This is a genomic window from Cellulosimicrobium sp. RS (assembly GCF_046159675.1).
Taxonomy (GTDB): domain Bacteria; phylum Actinomycetota; class Actinomycetes; order Actinomycetales; family Cellulomonadaceae; genus Cellulosimicrobium; species Cellulosimicrobium funkei.
The window spans coordinates 201469-222180 of the sequence record NZ_JBJXVU010000003.1; the positions used below are offsets into that span (position 1 = coordinate 201469).

The window sequence follows — 20712 nt, forward strand, 5'->3', positions numbered from 1 at the left end:
GCGTCGGGGCGCGGTAGCCTGAGGCACGCGTCTCCGGATCCTCGAGCCAAGGTGGTCCGCCGACCGTAGTACGGCAACCGTCCGCGGGACGTGATGCCCGGACGGAGGATCGTGACCAGGACGGTCGACGAGCCGGAGCTCCTCGCGCCCGGCGAGGCGGTGGACCTCGACAACTGTGCCCGCGAGCCCATCCACGTCCCCGGCATGATCCAGCCGCGCGGGGTCCTGCTGGTGGTCCGCGAGGCGGACGGCGTGCTGCTCCAGGCGTCGGCGAACGTGGAACGGCACCTCGGCGTCCCCGCGGAGGAGCTCGCGGGCCGGCCGCTCGCCGACGTGCTCGGCGAGGAACCTGCGCGTGACCTGCTCGCGCACGCGGCGGACGGCGCGGACCTCGCGACGCGCAACCCCGTGACCCTGCACCTCGACCGCTGGGACGACCGGCCGCTCGACGTCGACGCCGTGCTCCACCGGCCCCCGCTGCCGGAGGAGGGCCCGGGGTCCGAGCCGGTGCTCGTCGTCGAGATCGAGACCGCGTCGGGCGCGCGCCCGCTGACGTTCCCCAACACCTACCTCGCCGTCCGGCAGGCGCTGCGCGACCTCGAGCGCGCCGCGACGCTCGACGAGCTGTACGACGACGCGGCCCGCCACGTGCGCGAGCTCACGGGCTTCGACCGCGTGATGATCTACCGCTTCGACGCGGCCTACAACGGCGAGGTCGTCGCCGAGGCGCGCCGGGACGACCTCAACGCGTTCCTCGGGCTGCACTACCCGGCGTCGGACATCCCGCCGCAGGCGCGCGCGCTGTACGAGAAGAACTGGATCCGGCTCATCGCGGACGTGGACTACGCGCCCCAGCCGATCGTCCCGACGCTGCTCCCCACGACGGGTGCGCCGCTCGACCTCACGTACTCGACGCTGCGCAGCGTCTCGCCGATCCACCTCGAGTACCTGCGCAACATGGGCGTGCGGGCGTCGATGTCGATCTCGCTCCTGCGCGACGGCAGGCTGTGGGGTCTCGTCGCGTGCCACCACTACTCGGGGCCGCACGAGCCGCCCTTCGAGGTCCGCACCGCCGCGGAGTTCCTCGGGTCCGCGCTCTCCGTCCGGCTCGTCTCCCAGGCGGAGGACGAGCGCGAGACCGAGGTGCGGCGCGCCGAGGGCGTCCTCGCCCACCTGGCCGCGGACAGCCGCGACGAGAGCGTCCCCATCGGCATCGCCCTGACGCGCTCGGGGTGGCTGCGTCGCCTCGTGCGGGCCGACGGCGCGGTCGTCGTCGCGGAGGGCGGCCTCATCGCGGTCGGCAACGTGCCCGACGAGGACGGGTGCCGTGCGCTCGTCGCGTGGGTCCTCGGGCACGGCGAGGACCTGGTCATGTCGGACGCCCTGCACCGGGACGCGCCGGACGTCGCGGCGCTCGTGCCCGACGTCGCGGGCGTCCTCGGGATCGTGCTGCCTGAGGGTCAGGTCGTGCTGTGGGTGCGCGACGAGGTCCTGCGGCACGTGGACTGGGGCGGCGACCCGTACAACAAGGAGATCGCCCGCGGCGAGGACGACTCGGTGCGGCTCAGCCCGCGCAAGTCGTTCGAGCGGTGGCGCGAGGTCGTGCGCGGGCACAGCGTGCCCTGGACGTCGGACCAGACGGACGTCGCGACGTCGCTGCGCGGCCACCTGGTCGAGGCCCTCTACCTGCGCGGCCGCAAGGCGGTGCGGGCGACGGAGGAGCTCCAGCGGAGCCTCCTGCCCGCGCTCCTGCCGGACGTCCCGGGGTGGACGCTGCAGTCGCGCTACGAGTCGGCGGGCACGGGTCTCGTGGGCGGCGACTGGTACGACGCGCTCGTGCTGCCGTCCGGGCGCCTCGCGCTCGTCGTGGGCGACGTGACGGGCCACGGGCTCCAGGCCGCGGCGACGATGGGCCAGCTCGGGACGACGCTGCGTGCCGCGCTCGTGAGCACGGGCTCCGCGGTCGAGGCGGTGACGCTGCTGGGCGACGTCGCGCGCTGGACGCTCCCCGGCGAGGTCGCGACCATCGCCGTCGCGGTGCTGGACCCGGTGACCGGCGTCGTCGAGCACGTGTCCCTGGGGCACCCGCCGCTGCTCGTCGTCGCGCCGGACGGGACCACGAGCTGGACGGAGAGCGCGATCGTGCCGCCGCTCGGCCTCGTGGACCGCGTGCCGCCCGCGCAGCACGTCCAGGTGCCGCCCGGCGGGGCGCTCGTGCTGTACAGCGACGGGCTCGTGGAGCGGCGCGAGGAGTCGATCCTCGACGGCCTGCGGCGGCTCGCGGCGTTCTTCGCGGCGGAGCCGGGGACGGTCGACGTCGACGGCGTCGTGGCCGCCGCGCGCGACCCGCGCTCTGCGGACGACGCGACCCTGCTCCTGGTGCGGCGCGACGCCTGAGGCGCGCGCGCCGGGGTGCGTGCGTGCGGGGGTAGAGCGTCGCGGCGGGGCGGTGCGGCGGAGCGTCAGCCGGCGGGGAGGAGCGCGCTGCGCACGCCCGCACCGCCGCGGAAGACGGGGACGTCGAAGCGCGCCCAGACGTGCTTCTCGCCGGTGCCGGCGCGGAACCAGCCGACGGCCGTCGAGGCGCGCTGCGCGAGCACGAGGCCGAACCCGCCCGCGCCCGGCGAGCGCCGGCCCGCGATCACGGGGACGTCCGGCGAGTGGTCCACGACGTCGATGACGAGCTCGCGCCCGTCGCTGAGCAGGCGCACCTGCGTCGGGGGGAGGCCGTGGCGCAGCGCGTTCGTCGCGAGCTCGCTCGCGACGAGGACGACGCGCTCGGGCGTGGCCTCGAGCGCGCGGTCCGCGGGCAGCGGGGCGCCGGTGAGCATGCGGTGCAGGCCCTCCCGCAGGGTGGCGAGGTCCGCCAGCGTGCGCAGCGGCCAGGCACCGATCTCGACGAAGCCGGGCGGTACCGCCGCGTGGGCGAAGGTCACGCCTCGTCCTCGGCAGGTCCGGCGTCGTCGGTGAGCTCGAACAGCTCGGCGACACCGCTGAGCTCGAGCAGGTCGCGGACGCGGCGCGGGACGCGCTCCAGCACGGGTGCCCCCGAGCCGGCCGTGGCGGCGTGGTAGAGCAGGCGCAGGCCGCCCGAGTCCATGAAGGTGACCGCGCCGAGGTCGATGTGGATGCGCCCGTCGGCCGACTGCGCGAGCCGCAGCAGCTCGTCCTCGCGCCGGGCCTGGACCGCGGCGTCGATCTCGCCGCGCATGGTCCAGCGCGTGCCGCCGGCCGTCGTCAGGACGTCTCCGCTCGTGGTGGGGGTCACGGTGGTGGGCTCCTCCTCGGTCCCGGCACTGTACCGGGCACCCGGGATACGGTACGCGGCTCCGCCGACGCACGCGAGGCAGTGTCGCGGCGTGGCCGCGATCATCGGGTGACGTGCCTCTCCCGCGCCGCGGAGGGCGGCGCGAGGGAGCCACGACGAGGGCCGCACGGCGGGCCGGGACGGCGTCGCGGAGGACGCCGACCCGGCCCGCCGGGCGGCCGGACGGCTCAGCAGGAGCGCGCGTCGAACGCGACCTCGAGCGGTGCGAACCCGTCGACCGTCACGACGGCCGTCCCGCCCGGGACGGACGCCGCGCGCGACGCGAACGACTGGTAGGCGCTCGCGCCCGGCGCCACGGCGGCGACCGTGCGCGTGCCGTACGGAGTCGCGAGGGTCACGTCGAGCGGCGCGTCGCCGTCGTTCGTGGCGCGGACCGCGACGTACACCTTGCCGGCCAGGCACCGCGTCTCGGCGGTGACCGTCACCGGCGCCGCGCCGGCGTCGGCCGTCCAGCGCAGGGCGTACTCCCGCTCCGTGCCGTCCTCTGCCGTCACGCGCACCGTCGTCGTGCCGGGGACGGCGTCGGCGGCCTCGACCGCGACCGTCGCCCAGGGGTCGTGCGCGACCGCCTCGACGGCGGGCACCCCGCCCGCGACGGGCACGTCGTACGCCGTGACGGCCGGGTCGAACCCGGCGAGGGGCTCGCCGGCCACCGTGATGCCCGACGCCGCGGCGTCGGTCCCCGTGCCGGGCACCTTGGCGAGCACCTCGATCTCGGAGACCACCAGGTGGGTGTTCGCCCGTGCCGTGAGGACGACGCGCACGGACGACGTCCGCACGTCCGCGGGGATCTCGACCGCGGGCGCGGGGCCGTCGGGCGAGGCGTCCACCGTGACGGGCGCGCCGACGTCGGTCCACGTGCCGCCCACGAGGGCCTGGAGCCGGACGGACTGCGCCCAGCTCGCGCTGGACCCGTCCTTCCAGAACCGCGTCACGACGCCCGTGACGTCCCGGTCGGCGGGGAGCGTGACGGTGAGCGTGTCGGACGTCCGCTTGGTGCCCGACACCCAGTTCGACCAGGCCTTGTCGGTGAGGTTGCCGTTCACGACGCCGCCGACGGCGTAACCCGGCTCGGTGAAGGTCGCGCTCGCGGTCGTGCCCGCGGCGAGCGCGCCGTTGGCGGACGCCGCCTCGGTCACCTGGACGCGGACGGTGGCCGGGAGCGTGGCGCCCGCCCCGGCGTCGGCCGTGCCCGTGAGCTCGACGACGCCGACGGCGTCGTACGCGCCCGCGGGGGCGTCGTCCCAGACCACCGGGCGCTGCACCTCCGCGCCGCCCGCGGCGACCGCCGTGACGGTCGCGGGCAGGGTCGGGGTGCCGCCCGCGTACGCCTTGGCGCGCGCGGGGAGCGTGGACGTGAGCTCGTCGACGACGACGGTCGCCGTCGCGGCGACCTCGCCGCCGGTCGGCGTGGCCACGGTGCCCGTCACCTCGACGGTGCCGGGCTCGGCCCACGCGTCGTCGTCCGGCACGTCCCACGTCACGGGGAGCGCGCCGCGCGCCCCGTCACGGTAGACCGGGGTGACGGTCGCGGGGAGCTCGGGCGCGGTGCCCGGCGTCGTGAACGCCTGGACGGGCTCGGTGCCGAGGACCGTCTCGTCGACCACGCGCCAGCGCTGGTTCACGCCGGAGTTCGCGAGGTACGTGCCCACGGGCGAGCCGTCCGCCGTCGCCTGGCCGCCGACCTCGAGGAGGGTCTTCGAGGACGCGTTGACGAGCGTGAAGGTGCCGTCGCCGGTCGTCGAGAGGATCCACTGCGCGGCGAGCGGGGTGTCCGCGACGTCGGCGGGCGCGTCCTGGAGGACGGCGGACGTGTCGGCCGCGACGGCGAGCTGGCGGCCCGTGGCCGCGTTCGTCACGGCGTAGCGCGTGCGGTGCGTGCCGGAGCCGTCGGGGGCACCGAGCGCCGTGAGCTCCCACGCCTGCTCCGCGACCGGTGCGTCGGTGCGGATCACGACGCCCGTGCCCGACGCCGACGGCGCGAGCGAGCGGTCCGCCTGCACGCCGTCGAGACGGTAGGCGTGACCGTCCTGGACGAGCGCGGCGTCGTCCGCGACGCCGGAGACGCCGTCGACGACGAACGTCGTCACGGACTCGGCCGGCACGACGAGCGTCGCGCTCGGGCCGGCGCCGTCCTCGGTGCCGGGCGTGACGGCCACGGGCTCGCCCTCGACGAGGTAGCCGGCCGTGCTCGTGACCACGGGGGTGACGGTCGCATCGGACCCGACCGCACCGAACTTCGACAGGTCGAGCGTCACGGCGCGCTCGGCCTTCGTGGCGTTGACGTGCACGACGGTCGCGGAGGTGCCGTCGGCCGACACCGCGGCCGTGCTGCTCGCGTCGTCCGAGCGGATCAGCGAGTCGCCCGGCTCGATGTAGTGCGTGAAGTTCTGGGTCGCCCAGTACTTCGTGTTCGTGTAGATCGGGCACGTCTCGAGCGTGTCCTCGGCGGTGCAGTCGAACGGGATCTGGATCTCGCCCCAGTTCATGCCGTTCGCGCTCTCGCCGCCGGGCGCCATGTTGGCGTAGTCCTCGACCGGCTGCCAGAACACCCACGCGCTCGGCTCGAGCTCGCGCAGGTCGTCGACGATGTGCTGCGCGCTGCCGAGGCCGGACTCCATGGTCTCGAAGTCCTGGCCCGTCGAGCTCCAGTTCCCGCCGACCTCGCTCATCCACAGCGGCTTGTCCTCGCCCTTGGCGATGTCGCGGACCGTCGTGCGCTGGCCCGTGCCGTAGGTGTGGACGTTGAGCTGCGACACCTGGTCGCGGACCGCCTGCGGGTACGCGTTCCAGTTGGTCGCGAACGTGCCGGGGTTGGTCTCGTCCATCGCCGAGATCACGGCGTCGGTCGAGGAGCCCTCGAGCGCCGCGGCGAGCGCCGGGACGACCTTCGCCTGGAGCGCGGGGCTCATGTGGGCGCCCTCCTGACGGCCCCCGGTGGGGTTGCCGTCGGCCCCGAGCTGCGTGCCCCAGTAGTTGGTGTTGGGCTCGTTGAACGGGTCGATCGTGTCGACCTCGATGCCGTGCGCGTCCTCGAGGCGCTCGGTCACGCCGACCAGGTACGCCGCGAAGTCGTCGATGCTCTCCGTCTTGAGCTGGTCCGCGGTCGAGCTGAACCCGCCCGAGACGTACCCGCTCACGGTCATGAACCACGGCGGCGAGTTGCTGAACGTCTCCCAGTGCGTGACGTCGTCCTTGATGCGGTCGACCCACCAGCGCTGCGTCGCGTCCGCGTCCTCGTCCCAGTGGTCCGGGTTCTCGGGGTCCCACCAGTCCACGTCGGTGCGCGTCGTGCCCTCGGGCGCCTTCCACCACCCGTCGACGGCGCCGCCGGCGCGCAGGTAGTCGGGCACGTCCGGAGCGTTCCCGCCGCCGACGTTGTAGCGCGCGATGTTGAGGTTGAGGCCCTCGTCGCCGAACACCATGTCCGCGAGCCGGTCGCGGATCTCGTCCGGGTAGCCGCCCGTGGCGTTGGCGAACCACACGAGGCTCGTGCCCCAGCCCTCGAACGGCGCGCCCGCGTACGACGGGTCGGGCGTCACGGTGACGCCCGCGACGTCGGCGGGGGCCGCCGTCGTGCCGGTCGCGGCGACCGCGCCCGCGGGCGCGGCCTGCGCAGGCAGGGCCGCGAGCGCGCAGCCCGCGACGAGCGCCCCGGCACCGAGGCCCGCGACGACGCGGGCCCCCGTCCGGCGGACGGCCGGGCCGCCAGGGCCCGTGCGGCGAGGACCGGGTGGTCCACCCCGCGTGGTCGTGTCGGTCTCGGTCGGGCTCATCCCTGAGCCACCTCCTTCGCGTCGCTGCGAACCGGCGGGGTGCACCGGGTGCGGGTCGTTCCCGCGGGGGTCTGTCGTGCCGAGGTAGAGCCCTGGTCCGCCGAGGTAGAGCCCTGGTCCGCCGAGGTAGAGCCCTGGTCGTGACCACGCCTCTACCTCGGCCTACCAGGCCTCTACCTCGTGGTACCGGGGCTCTACCTCGGCGGGGTCGGCTCGGCCGGGCGGCGGACGACGGCGACGCCGCGCGGCTCGAGCAGCAGCGCGCCTCCCGCCGTGCCTTCCGCCGTGCCATCCGTCGTGACGGCCCTCATGCCCGACGCCGTGAGGCGGCGCCCGGCGAGGACGTCGCCCGCGACGTCGGGCACCTCGACCGGGCGCGCCGTGCGGTTGACGAGGAACCAGAAGTCGTCCGTGCCGTCGGTGCGCACCGCGAGCTCGACGTCGCCGCGCACGGCGGCGGGCAGCTCGCTGCGCACGCCCGCGTCGTCGAGCAGGCGCGCGAGCACGGGGACGAGGCCCTGGCGGCCGAAGCGCGTGGAGACGTAGGCGGCGGAGCCCTCGCGGGCGCCAGCACCGTCCCCGGTGCGGACCGTCCGCCGCGTCACGGCGGCGCGGCCGGCCTGCTCGCCGGTCTTGTACCAGCCCAGCACCTCGACGTCCGGGTCGACGACGTCCACCGGCTCGGTCCACACCGTGCCCTCGAGCTGCTCGCCCGCGAGCTCGACCGTCGCGCTCTCGCCGTCCAGCAGCGGGGCGAACTCCTCGACCCGGATGCCGAGCAGGTCGCGCAGCGCGCCCGGGTAGCCGCCGAGCCACGCGTGGTCGTCCTGGTCGACGACGCCCGAGAAGTAGGTCGTGACGAGGTGGCCGCCCGCCTCGACGAACGCCGTGAGGCGGTCGCGCAGGCCGGCCGGGACGACGTGCAGCACCGGCGCCACGACGACGTCGTACGTCGCGAGGTCCGTCGCGGACGGCACGACGTCCGCGCGCACGCCGAGAGCGAGGAACGCCGAGTACCAGTCGAGCGCCTCCTGGCGGTAGCGCAGCCGGTCCGTCGGGTGGGAGTCGAGCTCGCTCGTCCACCACGAGTCCCAGTCGAAGACGATCGCGGCGCGCGCGGGCTTCTGCGTGCTGCCCGCGACGGGCGCGAGGTCGCGCAGGGTCGCGCCGAGCGCGACGACGTCACGGAACAGGCGCGAGCGCTCGCCCGCGTGCGGGACCATGCCCGAGTGGTACTTCTCCGCGCCGGCCGCGGACTGGCGCCACTGGAAGTAGCAGACCGCGTCGGCGCCGTGGGCCACGTGGGTGAGCGAGTCGCGCGCGAGCTCGCCCGGCTTCTTCGCGACGTTCACGGGCTGCCAGTTCACCGCGCTCGTCGAGTGCTCCATGAGGAACCACGGCCGGTGCCGGGCGATGCCGCCCGTGAGGTTCGCGGAGAACGACAGCTCGTCGAGCGCCTGCGGGCCGGGCAGCACGTAGTGGTCGTTGGAGACGAAGTCGAGCTCGTCCGCCCACGCGGCGTAGTCCATGCCCTTCGTCTCGCCCATGACCATGAAGTTCGTCGTCACGGGCACGTCCGGCGTGACGCGGCGCAGGATCTCCGCCTCCGCGCGCAGGTACTGCCGGAGCGCGTCGGACGAGAAGCGCTTGAAGTCGAGCTGCTGGGTGGGGTTCGGGTGCGAGGCCGCGAGCCGCGGCGGGAGGACCTGGTCCCACGCGCTGTAGCGCTGCGACCAGAACGCGGTGCCCCACGCGGCGTTGAGCGCGTCGAGCGTCGGGTAGCGGTCGCGCAGCCACGCGCGGAAGGCAGCGGCCGCGTCGTCGGAGAAGTCGTAGACGTTGTGGCAGCCGAGCTCGTTCGACACGTGCCAGGCGACCAGCGCGGGGTGGTCGCCGTACCGCTCGGCCATGCGCTCCACGAGGCGCAGCGCGTGCTCCCGGAAGATCGGCGACGTCGGGCGCCACTGCTGCCGCGCGCCCGGCCACAGGGTCTCGCCCGTGCGGGTCTGCGGCAGGATCTCCGGGTGCTTCGTCGTCAGCCACGGCGGCGGCGAGGCCGTCGCCGTCGCGAGGTCGACCGTGATGCCGTGCGCGTGGAGCAGGTCCATCGCGTCGTCGAGCCACGCGAAGTCCCACGTGTCCTCGGTCGGCTGGATGCGGGCCCACGAGAAGATCGCGAGCGAGACCACCGTCACGCCGGCCTCGCGCATGAGGCGGACGTCCTCGTCCCAGACCTCGCGCGGCCACTGGTCCGGGTTGTAGTCCGCGCCGTAGGACAGGCCCGACGGCGTGTACGCACCGGGCTCGCCCGGCGGCGTGTGCGGCCCGGGACGGCGCAGCCAGCGGAACGGGGTGGGGGAAGACATGCGTGCTCCTAGCGGGACGGCGCGCGGCGACGGGCGGTGCCCGGCCGGTCGGGAGGACGCGCGACGGCGTCCTCGGGGAGGTCGTCGGGCCGGCGAGCGAGCGCCGGCCCGACGACCGGGGGTGACGGTGTCAGCGCGTCACTCGTTGACGGTGAAGCCCTGGTCCTTGCCGTAGGTGACCGTGGCGTCCTGCCACGCGGTCAGCCCGTCGGCGAGCGGGGTGCCCGAGACGTAGGCCTTGCCGACGGTGTCGTTGAAGACGGAGTTCGCGTACACCTGGAACGGCAGGTACGCCCAGCCCTCGGCGACGTGCGCGGCGGAGTCCGCGAGGACCTCGTTGACCTTCTGGCCGCCGAAGTACTCGAACTCCTGCTGCGTGAAGTCGTCGGCCTCGAGCTCGGCGACGGTCGCGGGGAACGCGCCCTCGGCGACGCGGGTCGCGATCCCGTCACCGACCGTCGCGTACTCGAGGAACGCCCACGCGAGGTCCTGGTTCTTGCTCGCCGCCGGGATGGCGAGCGAGCTGCCACCGTTCTCGGAGGTGACGTCGGCGCCGGCCTCCCACTGCGGCATGGGCGCGACGGCCCAGTCGCCCGAGGCGGACTCGACCGAGGTCTCGAGGTTGCCGCGCATCCAGGCGCCGATCACGAGGCTCGCGATCGACCCGTCGGCGAGGCCCTGGTACCACTCGTCGCTCCACGACGTGACGGGCGCGACGAGGTCCTCGTCGATCATCTGCTGCCACGTCGTCGCGAACTTCTGCGTGCCCTCGTCGGAGAAGTCGACGGTGACGTCGGTCCCGTCGACCTGGTAGGGGCGCCCGCCGGCCTGCCAGATCATGGAGGTCGTGAAGCCGGCGTCGCCCGTGTCGTTGGTGAGGTACGCGCCGGGGTCGGCGGCGTGCAGCGCCCGGGCGGCCTCGACGTACTCGTCCCACGTCGTCGGTACCGCGATGCCGTGCTCGTCGAACACGCGCTTGTTGTAGAAGAGCGCCATCGGGCCGGAGTCGGTCGGCAGCGCGTAGACGCCGTCGCCCTGCGTCACGGCGTCCCACGGGCCGGGCGTGAACGTGCCGTCGAGGTCGTCGGCCCCGTAGGACGAGAGGTCGGTGAGCGCCTCGGAGAGCGCGAACTGCGGGAGGGCGTAGAACTCGATCTGCGCGACGTCGGGCACGCCGGAGCCGGCGGCGATCGCGTTCTGGAGGGCCGTGTACTGGTCGTTGCCGGTGCCGGCGTTGACGATGTCGACCGTCACCCCGGGGTTCTCCTCCTCGAAGTCGGCGGCGACGCTCTCCAGCGTGGGGTCCCAGGCCCACACGGTGATCGTGCCGCCCTCCTCGAGGGCGCTCTCCGCGTCGTCGGAGCTCCCGCCGCCCGACCCGCCGCTGCAGGCGGTGAGCACGAGGGCGAGGACGCCGGTGGCGGCGATGGCGGCGGTCGCTCGGCGCGACCTGCGGGTGATGGGGGACATGCGGGTTCCTCTCACTTCGTCGTCAGACGGACGGGTGGTGCGTGGGGTGGTGCGGGTGGGGGTGTGCGCCGGGGTGCCGGCGGGTGGGTGGACGGTCCGGCGTCGGACCGTCACTCCTTGACGGAGCCGGCCGCGAGGCCGGACTGCCAGTAGCGCTGCAGGAACAGGAACGCGATCACGAGGGGCAGGATCGTCAGGACCGCGCCGGTGATGACGAGGTTGAAGATCGCCTGCCCGCCCGCGGTGGCCGCCTGGGCGTTCCACGCGTTGAGCCCGAGGGTCAGCGGGTACCAGTCGGGGTCCTTGAGCATGATCAGCGGCAGGAAGTAGTTGTTCCAGGTCGCGACCATGGTGAAGAGCAGGACGGTGACGATGCCGGGCGCGAGCAGCGGCAGGGACACCTGGAAGAACGTGCGGGCCTCGTTGGCGCCGTCGACGCGGGCGGCCTCCAGCAGCTCCTGGGGCACCGACTCGGCGGCGTAGGTCCACATGAGGTAGAGGCCGAACGGGGAGATCAGCGACGGGATGATCACGGCCCAGGGAGTGTTCGTCAGGCCCATCTGGCTGAACATGAGGAACGTCGGCACGGCGAGCGCCGTGCCCGGCACCGCGACGGCGCCGATGACGGTCGCGAACACGCCTCGCTTGCCGGGGAAGTCGAACTTGGCGAGCGCGTACCCGCCCATCACGGCGAGGAACGTGGCCCCGCCGGCGCCCACGACCACGTAGAGCAGGGTGTTGACGAGCCAGCGGACGAAGATGCCGTCGTCGTAGGTGAGCGTCTGGACGACGTTGTCGACCAGCGCGAACTCGCTGCCGAACCACAGCCCGAAGCTGTCGAAGAGGTCGGGCTGGGTCTTCGTCGCGTTGACGACGAGCCAGACGAGCGGGACGAGCGAGTACACGAGCACGACGCCGGTCAGGACGGTGAGCAGCACGCTGCGGCGGGGCTTGTCGGCGGAGTACGCGGCACGCCGGGGCGTGCGGAGGCGGACGGGCTTCGGTCCGGGGCGGGACGCGGCGGAGGCCGTGGGGGTCGCGGTGGTCATGGTCTCAGGCCTCCTTGCGCATGCCGCGGAGCTGGACCACGTAGGCGACGATCATCGTGACGACGCCCATGATGATCGCGACCGTGGCCGAGTAGTTGTACTGCTGCCCGGAGAAGGACAGCGAGTACGCGTACAGGTTCGGGGTGAAGTACGTCGTGATCGCGTTCGGGGCGAGCGCCTGCAGGATGCTCGGCTCGTTGAAGAGCTGGAAGGAGCCGATGATCGAGAAGATCGTCGCGATGACCAGCGCGCCGCGGATCGCGGGCAGCTTGATCGCCGAGATGATGCGCCACTGGCTGGCCCCGTCGAGCTCCGCGGCCTCGTACAGCGACGTGGGGATCACCCGCAGCGCCGAGTAGAAGATGAGCATGTTGTAGCCCACGAACTCCCAGGTCACGATGTTGCCGATCGAGGCGAGCACGAGGTCGGGGGAGAGCGGGTTGGGCAGCGAGACGCCGAGCGCGTCGTTGATGTTGCCGACGAGCCCGAACCGCGTGCCGTACATGAAGCCCCACATGAGCGTCGCGACGACGGCCGGGACGGCGTACGGCAGGAAGATCGAGATGCGGAAGAACGACTTGCCGTAGAGCCGGCCGCTGTCGATCGCGAGGGCGACGAGCAGCGCGAGGCCGAGCATGATCGGCACCTGGACCACGAGGAAGAGGCTGACGCGCCCGAGCGCCTCCCAGAACTGCGGGTCCGAGAACGCCCGGGCGTAGTTGTCGAGGCCCACGAAGTGCGTGCCGCCGACCATCTGCGTGCGGAACAGGCTCAGGTACAGGGAGTACGCGATGGGTGCGAGGAACACCAGGGCGAACACGGCCATGAACGGACCCACGAAGCCCCAGCCGACCCACGAGCGCCGGTGGCGTCGGGTGCGGGGGGACGAAGGTGCGTCGACCGATGGCAGGGACGCTCCTGCCACGGGTGGGGACGTCGTCGTCATGCTGTGTCCTCGTCGTCGGGGGAAGGGGACGCCGGTCGTCGCCCTTGTTTACGCAAACATCAGCATGCACGACATTCGATGTTTGCGCAAACATCGCTTAGGGTGGTCGACGTCGGCGCGACGGCGCCGAACCAGCGCTGGAGCTGTGCCGCCACTGACCGCGAGGACGACGGATGACCAACCGGCTCGACGACGACGCCCCCGTCACGACGACGGCGCCGCAGCGGCGGACCGCTCCGGTCGCCGAGACGGTCCCCGCCGTCGAGCCGGCCCGGGCCCGCCGGCCGCACGACGTCCGCCGCGTGTCGATGGCCGACGTCGCCCGGATGGCCGGGGTGTCCGCGCAGACCGTGTCGCGCGTCGCCAACGGGCACCCCGGGGTCGTGGAGGAGACGAGGACCCGCGTGCTCGCCGCGATGGCCGAGCTCGACTACCGGCCGAACAGCGCGGCCCGCGCGCTCAAGAGCGGCACGTTCCGGACCATCGGCGTGATCCTCTTCTCGCTCGCGACCACGGGCAACGTCCGCACGCTCGAGGCCATCGCGACGTCCGCGGCCGCCCAGGGCTACGCGATCACCGTCATCCCCGTCGCCGCGCCGACCCAGGGTGGCGTGCACGGCGCGTTCACGCGCCTCGGCGAGCTGGCCGTCGACGCGATCATCCTCCTCATGGAGGTGCACCTGCTCGACGTGGCGCGAGTCAACCTCCCGCCCGGGGTGAAGGTCGTGGTCGCCGACTCCGACGCCGGCGACGCGTACGCCGTCGTCGACACGGACCAGGCGGACGGCACCCGCCAGGCGGTGCAGCACCTGCTCGACCTCGGCCACCGCACCGTCCACCACCTCGCCGGCCCGGAGAGCTCCTTCGCGGCCGAGCGCCGGGCCGTCGCGTGGCGCGAGACGCTGGAGCGCGCCGGCCGTCCGGTGCCCGAGCCGGAGCGGGGCGACTGGTCGCCCGCGTCGGGCTACGAGGCCGGGCGGCGGCTCGCCGAGGACGACGACGTGACCGCGGTGTTCGTCGCGAACGACCAGATGGCGCTCGGGCTCGTGCGCGCCCTGCACGACGCGGGCCGGCGCGTGCCGCAGGACGTGAGCGTCGTCGGGTTCGACGACCTGCCCGAGTCGAGCGAGTTCCTGCCGCCCCTGACGACCGTCCACCAGGACTTCGCCGAGGTGGGGCGTCGGTGCGTCGAGCAGGTCCTGCGCCAGGTGCACGACGGCGTCGCCGAGACCGGGACGCGGCTCGTGCCCACCCGTCTCGTCGAGCGCGCGAGCACCGCACCCCCGCCCGCCGCGGCCACACGTCGCTGAGCGTCGCCCGCGCACCGCAGATCCCCGCCGTCGACCCGTCGGCACCGACCCACGAGACGAGGACCATGACCCACGCACGCATCCAGATCGATCCGGACGACGCCGTGGGCGCCGTCTCTCCGCGGCTGTTCGGCACGTTCGTCGAGCACATGGGGCGCTGCGTGTACGGGGGGATCCACGACCCCGGGCACCCCTCGGCCGACGCCGACGGCTTCCGCGGCGACGTGCTCGAGCTCGTGCGCGAGCTGGGTGCGACGGTCGTGCGCTACCCCGGCGGGAACTTCGTCTCCGGTTTCCGGTGGGAGGACTCCGTCGGCCCGCGCGAGCAGCGCCCGGTCCGGCTGGACGCCGCCTGGCACAGCATCGAGACCAACCAGGTCGGGCTGCACGAGTTCGCCGGGTGGGCCGAGCGCGCGGGGCTCGAGGTCATGATGGCGGTCAACCTCGGCACGCGCGGCGCGGCCGAGGCGGCGCAGCTCCTCGAGTACTGCAACCACCCGGGCGGTACCGCGCTGTCCGACGAGCGTCGGGCGAACGGCGCGCCGGACCCGTTCGGCTTCCGCCTGTGGTGCCTCGGCAACGAGATGGACGGCGACTGGCAGATCGGCCACAAGACGGCCCACGAGTACGGCCGGCTCGCGGCCGAGACCGCGCGGCTGATGCGCTTCGTCGACCCGACGGTCGAGCTCGTCGCGGCGGGGTCGTCGTCGGCCGACCAGCCGACGTTCGGGGACTGGGAGCGCGAGGTGGTCCGCCAGACCGCCGGGCTCGTCGACCACGTGTCGCTGCACGCCTACTACGAGGAGACCCCGGGCGACCTGCCCTCCTTCCTCGCGTCCGGCGTCGGGCTCGACCGCTACATCGCGACCGTCGCGGGGATCCTCGACGAGGAGGAGGCGGCGCTCGGCGACCGGATGCAGGGTCGGCGGCTCGGCATCAGCGTCGACGAGTGGAACGTGTGGTACCTCGACCGCTTCAACGAGCGGGACAAGGAGCCGCTGCTGACGGGCGCGTGGAACGTCGCGCCGCGGATCATCGAGGACGAGTACGCGGTGGCGGACGCCGTCGTCGTCGGGAGCCTGCTCAACTCGCTCGTCCGGCACGCGGACCGGGTCTCGATGGCGAACCAGGCGCAGCTCGTCAACGTCATCGCGCCGATCCGCACCGAGCCCGACGCCGACGCGTGGCGGCAGACCATCTTCTGGCCCTTCGCGATCACGGCCGCCCGTGCGCGGGGCGCCGCGCTGCGCGTCGCCGCGGACTGCCCGACCGTCCCGACCGCCGCGTACGGCGACGTGCCCGTCGTCGACGTCTCCGCGACGACGACCGCCGACGGTCGTGTCGAGGTGTTCTGCGTGAACCGTGACCCGGAGCACCCTGTCGAGGTCACGCTCGCCGCGGGCGGGGTGCGGGCGGTGCGCGACGCCGTCGTGCTGACGGTCCCCGAGGGGCACGACCGGTTCGTGACCAACACGCGGGACGCGCAGCCCGTCCGCCCCGTGCCGCTCGGCGCGCGCGTCGAGGACGGCGAGGTGCGGCTGACGCTCCCGGCGCTCTCGTGGGCGGCGGTCGGGCTCGACCTGGCCTGACGCGGGGCCCCTGGGCGCGCACCACCGGCGCGCGCCCGGGATCAGTCCTCGGCGACCCAGGCGCTCGGGTCCTCGACGACGCGGCGCAGCACCTCGCGCGCGCCGCCCGTGAGCGCGGCGTGGTCGCCGACCGGCGCGGGCAGCAGCACGACGTCGGTCCAGGGGGCGGCGAGGACGCGCGCCCGGAGCTCGGCCTCGGCGGCGGCGCGCAGGTAGGGCAGGAGCGCGGGGTAGATGCCGCCCAGCAGGACGGTGTCGATGTCGACGAGGTTGACGTAGTCGGCGAGGGCGCTGCCGAGCGCGGTCCCGGCGCGCTCGACCGCGGCGAGCGCGTCCGGCTCGCCGGCGTCGAGGGCGGCGACGAGCGCCCCGGTGGGCGCGTCGACGGGGAGGCCCGCGCCGCGCAGGAGCGCGTCCTTGCCCGCGTACTGCTCCAGGCAGCCCGTCGCTCCGCAGCGGCACCGGGGGCCGTGCGGGTCGACGACGACGTGCCCGACCTCGCCCGTCCAGCCGTGGCGGCCGTGGAACAGGCGGCGGTCGACGACGATCGCGGACCCGATGCCCACGTCGCCCGACACGTAGAGGTACGTCGAGGGCGCGGGCCCGGTCGCGTCGTCGGGCACGACGCCGTGGCTCGCCTGGGCGAGCGCGGCGAGCTTGGCCTCGTTGCCGATCTCGACGGCGACGTCGGGGCCGAGCCCGAGGAGGCGGACGGGGTCGAGGTGGGACCAGCCGAGGTTCGGTGCGACCTCGAGCCGGCCGGCGCGCGGGTCGACCAGGCCGGGCAGGGCGAGGCGTGCGCCCGCGACCGTCATGCCGTCGGCGCGGACCTGCGCGAGCAGGTCGTGCGCGATGCGGCCGAGGCGGGCCAGCACCGCGGTGGGGTCGCTGTCGTGGAGGTCGTCCGGGTCGACGTGCTCCGCGACGACGGCGCCGGTGAGGTCGAGCACCCGGCCGCCGAGGTAGTCGACGTTCACCTCGAGCCCCAGCCCGACGAGGGTGCGCGGCGCGGGGGCGAGCGGGACGGCGGGCCGCCCGGCGCGCTGCGGGGTGGCCGGCGGCAGCTCGGCCACGATGCCGGCGGCGACGAGCCGGTCGACGAGCGTCGAGACGGTGGCGCGCGTGAGCCCGCTCGCGCCGGCGATGTCGGCCCGTGAGCACGGGTGCGACGCCTCGAACACGGCTCGCGCGACCAGGGCCAGGTTGTGCTCGCGCAGCGTGGCCTGGCGGGCTGCTGGGGGACCCGTCCGGGTCGCGACGCTGCGGTTCACGGTCTTGACCTTACCGACCCGTGCGGATAAGTTCAGCCGTAAGACATAAATAGGCCGGGGTCGACCGACGTTGCTCCGGCCCTCTCGACGAGGAGACCACCGTGGCCGACGAGCCCATCCAGGACATCAACTTCTCCTTCGGTCTGTGGACCGTGGGCTGGACCGCGCAGGACCAGTTCGGCAGCGCGAGCCGCCCGGCGCTCGACCCGGCCGAGTCGGTGCGTCGTCTGGCCGACCTCGGCGCGTGGGGCTTCACGTTCCACGACGACGACGTCGTCCCCTTCGGCGCGGACGACGCCGAGCGCACCAAGCGCCTCGACGCGGTGCGCCAGGCCGCGGAGGACACGGGCCTCGTCATCGAGATGGTGACGACCAACCTGTTCAGCCACCCCGTCTTCAAGGACGGCGGCCTCACGTCGAACGACCGCGGCGTGCGCCGCTACGCGCTGCGCAAGGTGCTGCGCAACGTCGACCTCACCGCCGAGCTCGGCGCCAAGACGTTCGTCATGTGGGGCGGTCGCGAGGGCACCGAGTACGACGGCGCCAAGGACCTGCACTCCGCGCACGAGCGCTACGCCGAGGGCCTCGACCTCACCGCGGCGTACATCAAGGAGAAGGGCTACGACCTCAAGATCGCGCTCGAGCCCAAGCCGAACGAGCCCCGCGGCGACATCTTCCTGCCGACCATCGGCCACGCGCTCGGCCTCATCGCGAAGCTCGACAACGGCGACATCGTGGGCCTCAACCCGGAGACGGGCCACGAGCAGATGGCGGGCCTCAACTACACGCACGGCCTCGCGCAGGCGCTGTGGGCGGGCAAGCTCTTCCACATCGACCTCAACGGCCAGCGCTCGATCAAGTTCGACCAGGACCTCGTGTTCGGTCACGGTGACCTGCTCTCCGCGTTCTTCACGGTCGACCTGCTCGAGAACGGCTTCCCGAACGGCGGCCCCACGTACACGGGCCCGCGCCACTTCGACTACAAGCCGTCGCGCACCGAGAACGAGGTCGGCGTGTGGGACTCCGCGCGCGCCAACATGGAGACCTACCGCCTGCTCGCGCGCAAGGCCGCGGCGTACCGCGCCGACAGCCGCGTCCAGGAGGCGTTCGCGCACTCGGGCGTGTTCGAGCTCGGCCAGCCCACGCTGGGCGAGGGCGAGTCCGTGGCCGACCTGCTCGCGGACCGCAGCGCGTACGAGGAGTTCGACGTCGACGCCGCGGCGAACCGCGACTTCGGCTTCGTGCGCCTCAACCAGCTCGCGCTCGAGCACCTCATCGGCTGAGGTGGCCACCGACGCCAGGACGTCCGACGCCGGCGGCGAGCGCGTGCTCGTCGCCGGCGTCGACACGTCCACGCAGTCCTGCAAGGTCGTCGTGCGCGACGCCGGGACGGGCGCGCTCGTGCGCACGGGCTCGGCCAAGCACCCCGACGGCACCGAGGTCCACCCCGACGCGTGGTGGGACGCGTTCCGCGAGGCCGCGTCCGCGGCGGGCGGGCTCGACGACGTCGCGGCGCTCGCCGTCGGCGGCCAGCAGCACGGTCTCGTCGCGCTCGACGCGGACGGCAACGTCGTGCGCGACGCGCTCCTGTGGAACGACACGCGCTCGGCCCCGGCCGCGCGCGACCTGATCCGGGAGCTCGGCGAGGCCCGCCTCGCCGAGGGCGTCCCCGACGCCCACGACCGGGTCGAGTCCGCGACCGAGGCGGGCGCCCAGGCGTGGGCCGACGCGATCGGGTCCGTGCCGGTCGCGTCGCTCACCGTGACCAAGCTGCGCTGGCTGCGCGACGCCGAGCCGGAGAACGCGGCGCGCGTCGCCGCCGTCGCGCTGCCGCACGACTGGCTCACGTGGCGCATCGCGGGGTACGGCCCCGCGGGCGACGGGTCCGCGCCGCTCGGCCCGGACCTCGACGCGCTCGTCACCGACGCGTCCGACGCGTCGGGCACGGGCTACTACGACGCGACGAGGGACGACGGCCCCGACGGCCGGGGCGCGTACCGCCTCGACCTGCTGGAGCTCGCCCTCGGACGGACCGACGTCGTGCTGCCGCGCGTCGTCGGGCCGTCGGCGACGGCGGGCGTCGCGCACCCCTCGGTCGCTGGGAGCGCGGTCGAGGGCGGCACGCTGCTCGGCCCCGGCGCGGGCGACAACGCCGGTGCGGCGCTCGGCCTCGGCATGGTCGCGGGCGACGTCGCGGTGTCGATCGGGACGTCGGGCGTCGTGTCGGCCGTGACCGACGACCGCACGGCGGACGGCTCCGGCCTCGTCAACGGGTTCTCCGACGCGACGGGCCGGTACCTGCTGCTCGCGGTGACGCTCAACGCGAGCCGGGTGCTCGACGCCGCGCGCGCGGTGCTCGGCGTCGACCACGCGGGGCTGTCGCGGCTCGCGCTCCAGGCGCCTCCCGGCGCGGACGGGCTCGTGCTCGTGCCGTACCTGGAGGGCGAGCGCATGCCCAACCGCCCTGACGCGTCCGGCACGCTGCACGGGATCCGGCTCGGCACGTCGACGCCGGAGCACCTCGCGCGCGCGTACGTCGAGGGCATGCTGTGCGGCCTCGCGGACGGGCTCGACGCGCTGCGGGCGCTCGGCGTCCGGGTCGAGCGCGTGCAGCTCATCGGCGGCGGCGCGCAGTCCGAGGCGGTCCGGCGCATCGCGCCGCAGGTCCTCGGCCTGCCCGTCACGGTCCCCGAGCCCGGCGAGTACGTGGCCGACGGCGCCGCGCGCCAGGCGGCATGGGTCCTCGCCGCGCACGAGGCGGGCGGCTCCGGTGCGGACGTCGCCCCGCCCACGTGGGCCGCGTCGTCGGCCACGGTGGTCGAGGCAGACCCGGTCCCGGCGATCCGCGAGCAGTACGCGGCGGTCCGCGACCTCGTCTAACCCCACCCCCGCTGAGTGCATGAAACAGTCGCGCCCGAGGCCTTCGGGCGCGACTGTTTCATGCACTCACGGTGCCGGGGCGGTGGGCCGGTCGGGTGCCACGGTCAGGAACCGCCCGCGAAGCCCGTCTGGCGCCACGCCTCGTAGACGGCGATCGACGCCGCGTTGGTGAGATTGAGCGACCGGCGACCGGGCAGCATGGGGATCTTCAGCTGGTCCGTGATCCGCTCGTGAGCCAGCACGTCGTCGGGCAGGCCGGTGGGCTCCGGGCCGAACAGCAGGACGTCGTCGGGCCGGTACGTCACGTCGGTGAACGACGCCGTCGCGCGGGTCGTGAACGCGAACACCCGGCCCGGGAGGGTCGCCAGCGCGGCGTCGAGGTCCGGGTGCACCTCGACGCTCGCGAGGTCGTGGTAGTCGAGCCCCGCGCGGCGCAGCTTGGGCTCGTCCAGGTCGAAGCCCAGCGGCTCGACCAGGTGCAGACGCGCCCCGGTCACCGCGGCGAGGCGGATCGCATTGCCCGTGTTCCCCGGGATGCGCGGCTCGAAGAACACCACGTGGGGCAGGGTCGACGGCGGTCGTGCAGCCGGGTCGGCGACGTGCGGCCGCCAGTCGGTGCGGGGGTCGGGGGTCTCGCTCACGCCCCCGATTCTCGCAGCGCCGCGAGGGAGGTGCGCCCCCGCGAGGTAGAGCCCTAGTTCCCCGGGGAGTGGGCTGGTCCTGCGAG

At 74.1% G+C, this 20712-nt stretch carries 14 protein-coding genes; 5 read left to right on the forward strand and 9 right to left on the reverse strand.

The annotated features are described in order from the left end of the window. The first annotated feature begins 111 nt into the window (after window positions 1-111). On the forward strand, window positions 112-2397 hold the full coding sequence (locus ACI769_RS06540; RefSeq protein ID WP_409141378.1) for a SpoIIE family protein phosphatase: 2286 nt from the start codon (window positions 112-114) through the stop codon (window positions 2395-2397). Between the two features lie 65 nt (window positions 2398-2462). Here ACI769_RS06540 and ACI769_RS06545 read toward each other — a convergent pair whose 3' ends face one another. The 7 genes from ACI769_RS06545 to ACI769_RS06575 all read right to left on the reverse strand — a co-directional run bounded on the left by ACI769_RS06545 (window position 2463) and on the right by ACI769_RS06575 (window position 12935). Then, a complete protein-coding gene (locus tag ACI769_RS06545; protein ID WP_051027734.1) occupies window positions 2463-2936 on the reverse strand; it encodes an ATP-binding protein in 474 nt (157 codons plus the stop codon). Continuing rightward, entirely contained in the window at window positions 2933-3268 is a 336-nt protein-coding gene (locus ACI769_RS06550; protein ID WP_228485224.1) for an STAS domain-containing protein, read from the reverse strand. Before ACI769_RS06550 ends, ACI769_RS06545 begins: the two co-directional genes overlap by 4 nt. Before the next feature lie 227 nt (window positions 3269-3495). After that, window positions 3496-7104 (reverse strand): Ig-like domain-containing protein, encoded by a 3609-nt coding sequence (locus ACI769_RS06555; protein WP_409141379.1) that lies wholly within the window; start codon window positions 7102-7104, stop codon window positions 3496-3498. Between the two features lie 194 nt (window positions 7105-7298). Next, window positions 7299-9470 (reverse strand): beta-galactosidase, encoded by a 2172-nt coding sequence (locus ACI769_RS06560; RefSeq protein WP_409141380.1) that lies wholly within the window; start codon window positions 9468-9470, stop codon window positions 7299-7301. A gap of 138 nt (window positions 9471-9608) precedes the next feature. Beyond that, entirely contained in the window at window positions 9609-10940 is a 1332-nt protein-coding gene (locus tag ACI769_RS06565; protein ID WP_043654300.1) for an ABC transporter substrate-binding protein, read from the reverse strand. 110 nt (window positions 10941-11050) lie between these two features. Then, on the reverse strand, window positions 11051-11989 hold the full coding sequence (locus ACI769_RS06570) for a carbohydrate ABC transporter permease (RefSeq protein ID WP_114553152.1): 939 nt from the start codon (window positions 11987-11989) through the stop codon (window positions 11051-11053). Between the two features lie 4 nt (window positions 11990-11993). Beyond that, window positions 11994-12935: a carbohydrate ABC transporter permease gene (locus ACI769_RS06575; RefSeq protein ID WP_114553153.1), complete on the reverse strand. Its 942-nt coding sequence runs from the start codon at window positions 12933-12935 to the stop codon at window positions 11994-11996. A 308-nt stretch (window positions 12936-13243) separates the two neighbouring features. Between ACI769_RS06575 and ACI769_RS06580 the strand changes: the two genes are divergently transcribed. Continuing rightward, window positions 13244-14245 carry a LacI family DNA-binding transcriptional regulator gene (locus ACI769_RS06580; protein ID WP_043654319.1) on the forward strand — a complete coding sequence of 334 codons (1002 nt, stop codon included), beginning with the start codon at window positions 13244-13246 and terminating at the stop codon, window positions 14243-14245. Window positions 14246-14310: 65 nt separating this feature from the next. Continuing rightward, window positions 14311-15834, forward strand: a complete 1524-nt coding sequence (locus tag ACI769_RS06585; RefSeq protein ID WP_171467486.1) for an alpha-N-arabinofuranosidase — start codon at window positions 14311-14313, stop codon at window positions 15832-15834. A 41-nt stretch (window positions 15835-15875) separates the two neighbouring features. On the opposite strand, the gene ACI769_RS06590 is transcribed toward ACI769_RS06585, so the two are convergent. Next, window positions 15876-17105: an ROK family protein gene (locus ACI769_RS06590; RefSeq protein ID WP_409141381.1), complete on the reverse strand. Its 1230-nt coding sequence runs from the start codon at window positions 17103-17105 to the stop codon at window positions 15876-15878. 101 nt (window positions 17106-17206) lie between these two features. Between ACI769_RS06590 and xylA the strand changes: the two genes are divergently transcribed. Together xylA and ACI769_RS06600 are read left to right on the forward strand one after the other, a co-directional pair. After that, the gene (gene xylA / locus ACI769_RS06595) at window positions 17207-18388 is read left to right on the forward strand and encodes a xylose isomerase (RefSeq protein WP_409141382.1); all 1182 of its coding nucleotides are present in this window, start codon (window positions 17207-17209) and stop codon (window positions 18386-18388) included. Window position 18389: 1 nt separating this feature from the next. Next, the gene (locus tag ACI769_RS06600; RefSeq protein ID WP_409141383.1) at window positions 18390-19985 is read left to right on the forward strand and encodes a xylulokinase; all 1596 of its coding nucleotides are present in this window, start codon (window positions 18390-18392) and stop codon (window positions 19983-19985) included. Window positions 19986-20089: 104 nt separating this feature from the next. Here ACI769_RS06600 and ACI769_RS06605 read toward each other — a convergent pair whose 3' ends face one another. Beyond that, complete coding sequence (locus ACI769_RS06605; protein ID WP_085388869.1) at window positions 20090-20551, reverse strand: tRNA (cytidine(34)-2'-O)-methyltransferase; 462 nt, start codon at window positions 20549-20551, stop codon at window positions 20090-20092. Window positions 20552-20712 lie beyond the last annotated feature (161 nt).

Excerpts from the sequence above, each read along its gene's own strand:
- ACI769_RS06560 (WP_409141380.1), bottom strand. The coding sequence starts at position 9,470 with ATGTCTTCCCCCACCCCGTTCCGCTGGCTGCGCCGTCCCGGGCCGCAC.
- ACI769_RS06575 (WP_114553153.1), bottom strand. The coding sequence starts at position 12,935 with ATGACGACGACGTCCCCACCCGTGGCAGGAGCGTCCCTGCCATCGGTC.
- ACI769_RS06585 (WP_171467486.1), top strand. The coding sequence starts at position 14,311 with ATGACCCACGCACGCATCCAGATCGATCCGGACGACGCCGTGGGCGCC.
- ACI769_RS06570 (WP_114553152.1), bottom strand. The coding sequence starts at position 11,989 with ATGACCACCGCGACCCCCACGGCCTCCGCCGCGTCCCGCCCCGGACCG.
- ACI769_RS06555 (WP_409141379.1), bottom strand. The coding sequence starts at position 7,104 with ATGAGCCCGACCGAGACCGACACGACCACGCGGGGTGGACCACCCGGT.
- ACI769_RS06565 (WP_043654300.1), bottom strand. The coding sequence starts at position 10,940 with ATGTCCCCCATCACCCGCAGGTCGCGCCGAGCGACCGCCGCCATCGCC.
- ACI769_RS06580 (WP_043654319.1), top strand. The coding sequence starts at position 13,244 with ATGGCCGACGTCGCCCGGATGGCCGGGGTGTCCGCGCAGACCGTGTCG.